This is a genomic window from Brevundimonas sp. (assembly GCF_036400995.1).
Lineage (GTDB): Bacteria > Pseudomonadota > Alphaproteobacteria > Caulobacterales > Caulobacteraceae > Brevundimonas.
In genome coordinates this window covers 18,030-27,370 of the sequence record NZ_DASWWG010000075.1, presented here as the reverse complement: position 1 = coordinate 27,370, position 9,341 = coordinate 18,030, and the positions used below count along the sequence as shown (strand labels likewise).

Below are 9,341 nucleotides of genomic sequence, written 5' to 3'. Positions count from 1 at the left end.
GGCCGCGATAGGTCGAGTCCGACTTCCCGGCCGACACCGCCTTGGCGATGATCCGCGACTTCGAATTCTTGCCCAGGTGGATCATCTTGGTGCCGGTGTCGGCCTGCTGATGCCCATTGGTGATGGCGATGGAATAGAACTCGCCCGAGCTCTCCTCGCCCTTCAGGATGCAGGACGGGTATTTCCAGGTGACGGCGCTGCCGGTCTCCACCTGCGTCCACGAAACCTTCGACCGGTCGCCGCGGCAGTCCGCGCGCTTGGTGACGAAGTTGTAGATGCCGCCCTTGCCCTCGGCGTCGCCGGGGTACCAGTTCTGGACGGTCGAATACTTCACCTCGGCGTCGTCCAGCGCCACGATCTCGACCACCGCCGCATGCAGCTGGTTCTCGTCGCGCATCGGCGCCGTGCAGCCTTCCAGATAGGAGACGTAGCTGCCCTTGTCGGCGATGATCAGGGTCCGCTCGAACTGGCCGGTCTGGGACGCATTGATGCGGAAATAGGTCGACAGCTCCATCGGGCAGCGCACGCCCGGCGGGATGTAGACGAACGACCCGTCGCTGAAGACCGCGCTGTTCAGGGCCGCGAAATAGTTGTCCGACACCGGCACGACCGAGCCCAGGTACTGACGCACCAGCTCAGGATGTTCGCGCAAGGCCTCGGAAATCGGCATGAAAATCACGCCGACCTTGGCCAGTTCGGCCTTGAAGGTCGTCACCACCGACACGCTGTCGAACACGGCGTCCACCGCCACCTTGGGCGCGCCCTGCACGCCCGCCAGCACTTCCTGCTCCTTCAGCGGGATACCCAGCTTGGCGTAGACTTCCAGCAGTTCCGGATCGACCTCGTCGAGGGACTTCGGCCCCTCCTTCTTCACCGGCGCGGCGTAGTAATACAGGTCCTGATAGTCGACCGGCTCATACTTCACCGCCGCCCAGGTCGGCTCTTCCATGGCCTGCCAGCGCTCGAAGGCGGCCAGCCGCCATTCCAGCATCCACTCCGGCTCGCCCTTCTTCTCGGAGATGAAGCGCACGATGTCGGCGTTCAGCCCCTTGGGCGCGAACTCCTGCTCAATGTCCGAGGTGAAGCCGTGCTCGTACTTTTCGAGAGCGGCGACGGCGTCGATTGTTTCCTGAACGGCGGCCATGACTTACGCGACTTCCTTCGCACGCTCATTCATGCGCGCGAAATGCTTTTGATACGCCGACACCCAGGCGTCGGCGAACCGGATCCAGTCCTGTTCGGTGGTGCCCCAGCCGCCCGAGACGCGCACGCCTCCGGTGGCCAGATGATGCAGCCCCATGGCCGAAATGGTCTTGGACGGCTTGGTCTTGCCCGACGAGCAGGCGCTGCCGGCCGAGATCATCACCCCGGCCAGATCCAGGGTGATCAGCTGCTGCGGGCTGTCCCAGCCCTCGACCGCCATGAACAGGGTGTTGGGCAGGCGCGCGACCGCGCCGCCGATGATGACGGCGCCCGCCGCCTTCGCCCGCGCCTCGGCGGCGTCGCGCCAGTCGACGTGGGCCAAGGCCTCGTCCAGATCGCGCGCCGCGCAGACCGCCGACACGCCGAAGCCCGTCAGGCCCGGTACATTCTCGGTGCCCGCGCGCATGCCGCGCTCCTGACCGGCGCCGTGCAGGATGCGCACCGCCTCGCGGCCCGGCTTCAGCACCAGGGCGCCGACGCCCTGCGGCCCGCCCAGCTTGTGGGCGGACAGGGTCAGGGTGTCCGCGTCCAGCGTCCGCATGTCGACCGGGATCTTGCCCGCCGACTGGATCGCATCGACGTGCAGCCAGCCGCCCGCGGCCCGCACCAGCTTCGCCGCCTCGGCGATCGGCTGGATCACGCCGCTTTCATTGTTCGCATGATGGATGGCCACCACGGCCACGCCCGGACGCGCCAGCGCCTCGGCCAGCCAGGCCAGGTCGACCACGCCGTTCGCATCGACCGGCAGCACCTCGACCGGCGCGCCCGAGGTCATGGCCGCCTCGGCCACGCAGGGATGCTCCGTCGCGCCGACGATCAGCCGTTCGCAGCCGCCCTTCAGCGCGCTGACGATGGCTTGGGCGTTGGATTCGGTCCCGCCCGACGAGAAGATGATGGCGGTCGGATCGGCGCCGACCAGTTCGGCCACCTGGGCCCGCGCCGTCTCGATGCGCGCCCGCGCCCGGCGGCCGGCGGCGTGCACCGCCGACGGATTGCCGTTGTCGGCCAGGGCCTTGGCCATGGCCTCCTGCACTTCCGGCCGCACCAGACCCGAGGCGTTGTAATCCAGATAAACGCCGGTCATGCCGCGGCCTCCATACCCGCCGCCGTCGCGCGACGGCGCGCGCCGGTCCGGCGCATCACCACATCCTCCAGCGACACCGCCGCCAGATAGGCGTGAATCTCGGCGCCCAGGTCTTCCCACAGGTCGTGGGTGATGCAGCGCTCGCCGCCCATCATGCAGCCCTTGGGCGTGCCGTGGGCCGCGCAGCGGGTGGCGCGGATCGGCTCGTCCACGGCCAGCACGATGTCGGCCACCATGGTCACCTCGGCGCCCTGCGACAGGCGATAGCCGCCGCCCGGACCGCGCACGCTCGACACCAGCCCGCTCTTGCGCAGGCGGGCGAACAACTGCTCGAGGTAGCTGAGGGAAATCTCCTGTCGGGTGGCGATTTCGGCCAGCGAGACAGCCCGTGTCTGGCCGCCGGCGTCGCGTCCGTTCCGGGCCAGATCGGCCATCGCCATTACGGCGTATCGTCCCTTGGTCGACAGACGCATCGCACACCCTCAAAAATCGCGCGCTTTTCGGGGCTCCTGTGCTAGAACCCGCGCCTTCGCAAAGGCGTCGACGCGCGCGGTGGACTTAGAAAGTCCTACTGACGCGGTCAAGTATTACGCAGCTGCGAAAAGACATTTGAACACGGGAATTCGCTCCGCCCATGCCTGAAGTCATCCTGCCCGGCGCCTCTGGCCGTATCGAAGGCCGCTATTCCCCGGGCAAGCGTCCGAATGCGCCGATCGCGCTGATCCTGCACCCGCACCCCAAGGCCGGCGGGCACATGAACAATCCGGTCGCGGTGACCCTGTACCAGCTGTTCGTGAAGCGCGGCTTCGCCACCCTGCGCTACAACAGCCGCGGCGTGGGCAAGTCGCAGGGCGAGTTCGACTCGGGCATCGGTGAACTGGCCGACGCCGCCACCGCCCTCGACTGGCTGCAGGCCAACAACCCCGCCGCCACCCAGACCTGGGTCGCCGGCTACCAGTTCGGCGCCTACATCGGCATGCAGCTGCTGATGCGCCGCCCGGAAACGGACGGCTTCATCTCGGTCTCGCCGCCGTCGAACATGTACGACTTCAGCTTCCTGGCCCCCTGCCCGGCCTCGGGCCTGTTCCTGCACGGCACCGCCGACACCATCGTCCCGCCGGTCGAGGTCGAGCGCGTGGTCAACAAGCTGCGCACCCAGAAGGGCATAGTCATCGACTACGAGCTGGAAGACGGCGCCAGCCACTTCTGGCAGGACCACCTCGGCGCGGTCGAAACCCGCGTCGGCGCCTATCTGGACAAGCGTCTGGAAGAGAACCCGGCGTAATCTCACCCCTCTCCCGTCGGGAGAGGGAGGGGCCCGCGCCGTCAGGCGTGGGAGGGAGTGGGGTTGCCCGGCCGGCCGCCCCTGACTCCGCTCCAATCCCCCGCATCCCAAACCCCACACCCTCCCACCGACTTCGTCGGCGGGCCCCACCCTCTCCCCATGGGAGAGGGAAACACGCACACGTCCAAATTTGACGTACCGGCATGTCAGACTGTGATCCGGTCTTTGACATCGCCACCGGTTGAAGCGGCCCCTCACACCCCGCCTCACGCGAAAAAGTGCACGATGTGCACTCCATTTTTTTGAGAGTGCACTTTTCAGTCCGGCTCAGTGATCGCCTTCCGCCGCCGCCACGGCCGCCGGTCGATGCGCCCGCACGCACCACAGGACGCTGACCACCATCATCACCATGGCCACGATCTCGATGACGGTCGGCCCCCGCCCCTCCCACAGATAGCCGTAGGCGAAGGCGAACAAGGTCTCGAACACGATCATCTGCCCCAGCATCGACAGTGGCAGCAGCCGGCTGGCCTGGTTCCAGAAGGCGTTGCCGACGATGGAGGCCAGGATCGCCACCCCCATGCTGGCCGCCGCCAGCCGGGCCCACTGGTCGCCGCTCTGGCCGCTGGCCTCGACCACCGCCGGGACGGCCAGCAGCAGGGCGAAGCCGCCAGTCACCACCCCGGTCAGCAGCGACCAGTCATGGGCGCTGACCTGCGGCAGGCGCGCCATCCAGCGGCTGTTGCCGATCGCATAGGCCGACCAGCTGACCAGCGCCGCCAGCGCACAGCCCAGACCGATCAGCACCTGCCCGACGTCACGGCTCATCGCCTCGCGCGACAGGCTCTCCCAGCCGATCAGCCCCACCGCCAGCGCGGCCAGCAGGATCGGCGGCCCGACCTTGCGCAGCGGCGGCGCGTCCGGGTCCTTCAGCCCCCAGACCGCCACCACCACCGGCACCATGCCGACGATCAGGGCCGAGGCGGCCACGCCCGCGAAATGCACGCTGACCACCAGGAACAGGTAGTAGACGATGTTCCCCGCCAGGCTCAGCCAGGCCAGCGCCCGCCAGGCCTTTGCGTCCAGCAGCGGGGCCACCTTCGTCCAGCGGGGCGCCAGCAGGGCCGCCGCCAGCAGGCCGTAGGCCAGATAGCGCCCGGCGCTCATCAGCATGGGCGAGGCGTCCGGCGCGAACTTGGGCGCCAGGAAGACCAGCCCCCACATTGCCCCGGCCCCGAGGCCGCAGCCGACCCCGGCCAGACGCGTGTTCAATCCGTGCATGCCCCTGCCCTACCCCGGCGCAGGCTCGCGGCCAACCGGACATGACAAGGCCCCGGCGCGCGAACGCCGGGGCCTTGTCGGTCAGTCCTTACGTCGGCGTCAGGCGACCTCGACCTCCTCTTCCGCCGGCACGGTGCGGATCAGGTAGTCGAAGGCCGACAGCGCCGCCTTCGAGCCCTCGCCCATGGCGATGACGATCTGCTTGTACGGCACCGTCGTCGCGTCGCCGGCGGCGAAGATGCCCGGCTGGCTGGTCTCGGCGCGGTGATCGATCTCGATCTCGCCGCGCGAGGTCAGGGCGACCGCCCCGTGCAGCCACTCGGTGTTCGGCACCAGGCCGATCTGGACGAAGACGCCTTCCAGATCGACGTCGTGGCGGGTGTCCGAGTTCCGGTCCTTGTAGGACAGGCCCGTCACCTTCTCGCCGTCGCCGTGAACCTCGGTCGTCAGGGCCGAAGTGATGATCTTCACGTTCGGCAGGCTGGCCAGCTTGCGCTGCAGCACCGCGTCGGCCCGCAGTTCGCTGTCGAACTCGATCAGGGTCACATGGGCGACCAGACCGGCCAGATCGATCGCGGCCTCGACGCCCGAGTTGCCGCCGCCGATCACCGCCACCCGCTTGCCCTTGAACAGCGGGCCGTCGCAGTGCGGGCAGTAGGCCACGCCCCGGTTCTTGTACTCCTGCTCGCCCGGCACGTTCATCTGACGCCAGCGGGCGCCGGTCGACAGGATGACGGTGCGCGACTTCAGGCTGGCGCCGTTCTCCAGCACCACCTCGTGCAGGCCGCCCTCGACCTTGGCCGGGATCAGCTTGCGCGCCGTCTGCAGGTTCATGATGTCCACCTCATACTCGCGGACATGCTGCTCCAGATGGGCGGCCAGCTTCGGCCCCTCGGTGTGGGGCACCGAGATGAAGTTCTCGATGGCCATGGTGTCCAGCACCTGACCGCCGAACCGCTCGGCGGCGATGCCGGTGCGGATGCCCTTGCGGGCGGTGTAGATGGCCGCCGCGGCGCCGGCCGGGCCGCCGCCGATGACCAGAACGTCGAACGGCGCCTTGGCCTTCAGCTTCTCGGCCGCCTTGCCCTCGGCGCCCTTGTCGATCCTGGCGACGATCTGCTCCAGCTCCATCCGGCCCTGACCGAACAGCTCGCCGTTCAGGAAGACGGTCGGCACGGCCATGACCTTGCGCTCCTCGACCTCGTCCTTGAACAGGCCGCCCTCGATGGCGACGTGCTTGATGCGCGGGTTCAGCACGCTCATCAGGTTGAGCGCCTGCACCACGTCCGGGCAGTTCTGGCAGGACAGGGAGAAGTAGGTCTCGAAGACGTAGTCGCCCTCGAGGTCCTTCACCTGCTGGATCACCTCCTGCGCCGCCTTCGACGGGTGCCCGCCGACGTGCAGCAGGGCCAGCACCAGCGAGGTGAACTCGTGGCCCAGCGGGATGCCGGCGAAGCGCACGCCGATCTCGGTGCCCTTGCGGCGGATCAGGAAGCTGGGCTGGCGCGCGTCATCGAAGTCGCGGCCCATCTCGACCTTGCCGTGCGAGACCGAGACGATCTCCTCCAGCAGGGCCTTCAGCTCCTGCGACTTCGGACCGGCGCCCAGCGAGGCGACCAGCTCCACGGTGTGGACGATGTTCTTGAGGTAGCCCTCGAGCTGGGTTTTCAGATTGGCGTCGAGCATCGGGATCCTCATTCAAACTACGGGGGGAGCGTCCGCCTCGAGCCGCTACGGGCGAGCGCCGGACGCAAAAAGGCCGCGGGGACGGAAACGCTACTCACCCCGCGGCCTCTGCGGACGCCCGACGGATCGGGCGCCTGTGACCGGCGACGCTACTCACGCCGCCGCCGGTCGATGGGGTCGTCTTAGATCTTGCCGACGAGGTCGAGCGACGGCGCCAGGGTGGCTTCGCCTTCTTCCCACTTGGCCGGGCAGACTTCACCCGGGTGAGCGGCGACGTACTGGGCGGCCTTGACCTTGCGCAGCAGCTCGGTCGCGTTGCGGCCGACGCCTTCCGAGGTGATTTCCATGAACTGGATCACGCCTTCCGGATCGACCAGGAAGGTCGCGCGGTCGGCCAGGCCGACGCCCGGACGCATGACGTCGAAGTTGTTGGTGATCGTGCCCGACTGGTCGCCGACCATGTAGTAGTTGATCTTGCCGATGGCCGGCGACGAGTCATGCCAGGCCTTGTGGCTGAAGTGGGTGTCGGTCGAGACCGAGTACACCTCGACGTTCAGCTTCTGCAGGGTCGGATAGATGCCGGCCAGGTCTTCCAGCTCGGTCGGGCAGACGAAGGTGAAGTCAGCCGGATAGAAGAAGAAGATGCCCCACTTGCCCTTCACATCGGCGTCCGAGATCTCGACGAACTTGCCTTCCTTGTAGGCGGTGGCCGTGAACGGCTTGATAGCGGTGTTGATGAGGGCCATGCAGCTGAATCCATACGCTGGTGTGGTTGGGAGGCCCCTCTCCTAACCGACTCGAACGCATCAGCCCAATCGTTTATTTGCAACTGCACAATAAACTGTGTTTATACAAAAATCCGCAGTAACACCAATCTCCAAGCCGCCGGGACGCAGGACTTCAGGCTCCCCGGGCGCACGCCCGCGGGGACTTCGCCTTCGGCGCTGCAGCACGACGTGTCAGTACAGGAGGAAGGGCGCGCGGGTCTTCAGCCAGGCCTGTTCGTCCGACGTGGCGACGGCATCCAGGTCGTCCGGCGTCGAGGCCGGATCATCGACCCATTCCCTCAGCGACGGCCCGCCGTTGATCACGTCGATCGGCAGCTTGCCGAAGGCGTACTCGTACGGGAAGTCACGCCACAGGTCGTAGTCCGGATACAGCCGCCGCACCGCCTTGAAGCCCAGCGCCTGCACCCGCCAGGGCTGGAAGGCCTCATGGTCATAGGCCGGGTCGTCGACGTGGATCTGGACCCCCGAGCACAGCTTGCCGACATGCTTGTGGAAGGTCGGCTCGAACCACATGTCGCGCAGCACGCAGCCCTTCAGCCACTGGGGCGCGAAGGCCTTCATCTCGGCGATCACGGCCCGGGCGTCGATGTCCGGGGCGCCGAACAGCTCCAGCGGCCGGGTCGTCCCCCGTCCTTCCGACAGGGTCGCCCCCTCCAGCATGACGGTGCCCGCATAGGCCCGGGTCATCGACACGTTCGGGGCATTGGGGCTGGGGTTGATCCAGCTGCGCTGATTCAGCGGCCAGCCGTAGCCGGGCCCCTCGGCGGGCGTCCAGCCCTCCATCTCGATGACGCGATAGGCCACATCCAGCCTGAAGTGGTCGATGAACCACAGGCCCATCTCGCCCAGCGTCATGCCGTGCCGCATCGGCATCGGCCCGGCGCCCACGAAGCTCTCCCAGCCCTCGACCAGGGTCGTGCCCTCGACCGGGCGACCGGCAGGGTTGGGGCGATCCAGCACCCAGACCTCCTTGCCGTGCTCGGCGGCGGCCTCGAGCATGTACAGCAGCGTCGTCACGAAGGTGTAGATGCGGCAGCCCACGTCCTGCAGGTCGATCAGCACCACGTCGAAGGTGTCCATCCACTGGCCCCGAGGCCGCCGGACCTCGCCGTACAGGCTGAAGACGGGGATGCCGTGCACCGGATCGGTATAGTCCGGGCTCTCCATCATATTGTCCTGCAGGTCGCCCTTCATCCCGTGCTGCGGGCCGAAGGCGGCGGTCAGCCGGATGTCGGGATGGGCCGCCAGCGCGTCCACCGCATGGGTCAGGTCCTGCGTCGTCGACGCCGGATGCGCCACCAGCGCGACACGGCGCCCCTTGAGCGGCGCGCTCAGGGCGGGATCGGACAGCAGGCGGTCGAGACCGAACTTCACCAGTAAATCACCTTGGCTATCTCGCCCGCGAAGGCGACTGGATCGTGGAAGTCCGGCTTACCCGCTGGATGTGCCAACGCCCAGTAGGTTCTGCGACCGTCCGCCTCCTCGATGACGGCGGACAGCCCAACGCGAAGCGGGGCGTCAAAGTCGATACCTTCAAGTCCGGCCAGATCGATCTGGACATGGCCGCCGATAATGCCTGGCTCCACGCGATAGCCGAAGCCGGTGATTGCTTCCGGCGTCACTTCGGCCATCCCCTCGCGGTAGCCGGTGAAGCGGTAGGCGGCCCACTGGCCCGAAGGCGAGAAGTTGAACTCGTAGTACCCACCATCCGACGCCGCGACGAAAAGCTCCAGACAGGTCCGGGCCCAAAGGCCGTCCGCTCGACCAGGGTCGGTCCGCGGCGGTAGTACGACGCCATTTCGATCCCCGAGCAGATGAGCGGTCAGCGTCACGCGTGAATCCGTCCCCCGATGCGCGCTCACCTCGATCGCCGTCAGCGCGCTTGAGATCGTGCCCGGATGGGGCTTCAACAGGAAGGTCATACACCTGTCGTGGCCCCGCCCTTGACGCCGGTCAACCGTCCCGGTTACCCAGTCCCCATGTTCGCCCGCGCCACCCTGACCGGCCTGTATTA

General features: G+C 67.5%; 9 protein-coding genes. 1 reads left to right on the top strand and 8 read right to left on the bottom strand.

Translation table 11 applies throughout. The features are described 5' to 3' along the window. From sufB to VGE03_RS10975, 3 genes are all read right to left on the bottom strand, one after another. A partial coding sequence (gene sufB, locus VGE03_RS10985; RefSeq protein WP_331046512.1) for a Fe-S cluster assembly protein SufB occupies positions 1–1,144 on the bottom strand: 1,144 nt, incomplete at its 3' end. Between the two features lie 3 nt (positions 1,145–1,147). Next, on the bottom strand, positions 1,148–2,287 hold the full coding sequence (locus VGE03_RS10980) for a cysteine desulfurase family protein (RefSeq protein ID WP_331046511.1): 1,140 nt from the start codon (positions 2,285–2,287) through the stop codon (positions 1,148–1,150). Then, positions 2,284–2,760 (bottom strand): Rrf2 family transcriptional regulator, encoded by a 477-nt coding sequence (locus VGE03_RS10975; RefSeq protein WP_331046510.1) that lies wholly within the window; start codon positions 2,758–2,760, stop codon positions 2,284–2,286. Before VGE03_RS10975 ends, VGE03_RS10980 begins: the two co-directional genes overlap by 4 nt. Before the next feature lie 161 nt (positions 2,761–2,921). On the opposite strand from VGE03_RS10975, the gene VGE03_RS10970 reads away from it, so the two are divergent. Further along, a complete protein-coding gene (locus VGE03_RS10970; protein ID WP_331046509.1) occupies positions 2,922–3,572 on the top strand; it encodes an alpha/beta hydrolase in 651 nt (216 codons plus the stop codon). Positions 3,573–3,899: 327 nt separating this feature from the next. On the opposite strand, the gene VGE03_RS10965 is transcribed toward VGE03_RS10970, so the two are convergent. The 5 genes from VGE03_RS10965 to VGE03_RS10945 all read right to left on the bottom strand — a co-directional run bounded on the left by VGE03_RS10965 (position 3,900) and on the right by VGE03_RS10945 (position 9,249). Beyond that, entirely contained in the window at positions 3,900–4,853 is a 954-nt protein-coding gene (locus VGE03_RS10965; protein ID WP_331046508.1) for a DMT family transporter, read from the bottom strand. Positions 4,854–4,952: 99 nt separating this feature from the next. Beyond that, positions 4,953–6,539, bottom strand: a complete 1,587-nt coding sequence (ahpF, locus tag VGE03_RS10960) for an alkyl hydroperoxide reductase subunit F (protein ID WP_331046507.1) — start codon at positions 6,537–6,539, stop codon at positions 4,953–4,955. 182 nt (positions 6,540–6,721) lie between these two features. Beyond that, positions 6,722–7,285 (bottom strand): alkyl hydroperoxide reductase subunit C, encoded by a 564-nt coding sequence (ahpC, locus tag VGE03_RS10955; protein WP_331046506.1) that lies wholly within the window; start codon positions 7,283–7,285, stop codon positions 6,722–6,724. Positions 7,286–7,498: 213 nt separating this feature from the next. Next, complete coding sequence (locus VGE03_RS10950; protein ID WP_331046505.1) at positions 7,499–8,701, bottom strand: DUF1343 domain-containing protein; 1,203 nt, start codon at positions 8,699–8,701, stop codon at positions 7,499–7,501. Continuing rightward, complete coding sequence (locus VGE03_RS10945) at positions 8,698–9,249, bottom strand: DOMON-like domain-containing protein (protein WP_331046504.1); 552 nt, start codon at positions 9,247–9,249, stop codon at positions 8,698–8,700. Before VGE03_RS10945 ends, VGE03_RS10950 begins: the two co-directional genes overlap by 4 nt. Between the last annotated feature and the right edge of the window lie 92 nt (positions 9,250–9,341).